1 protein-coding gene is annotated in these 312 nt (G+C 59.6%); it reads right to left on the bottom strand.

Annotation, left to right across the window (positions count from 1 at the left end; translation table 11 throughout):
* Positions 1-312, bottom strand: a 312-nt coding sequence (locus CBX98_RS25905; RefSeq protein WP_146192942.1) for an alpha/beta fold hydrolase, incomplete at both ends; no start/stop codon positions are given.

The raw sequence follows: 312 nt of genomic DNA, 5'->3' as shown, positions 1-312 counted from the left end.
ACATGCTGTTCGTAGTGCATCGGCATGAGGATCGCCATGTACGCCGGGTCGGCGGTCTTCTTCTCCGCCTCCATGCGCTTGACCTCGGCCAGCTTCTTCGGGTCCATGGCCGGCATCAGCACCTTGTTCGCGTACTGGTTGTACGCAGGAATGCTGTCGACCATGTTGGAGATGATCAGGCCCTTCAGGTGCTGCGGGTACTTCAGGGCGTATTCGATCGCGAGTACGCCGCCCCACGAGTGGCCCAGGAGGTAGAAATTGTCCTTATCCAGGTGGAGGGCCTGGCGGACCTGTTCCACTTCTTCCACGAAG

The sequence above is a fragment of the Vibrio sp. T9 genome, assembly GCF_003123985.1.
Taxonomy (GTDB): Bacteria; Pseudomonadota; Gammaproteobacteria; order Enterobacterales; family Vibrionaceae; genus Vibrio; species Vibrio diabolicus.
Note: the sequence above shows the minus strand (reverse complement) of the source record. Positions and strands in the feature narration are given on the sequence as shown.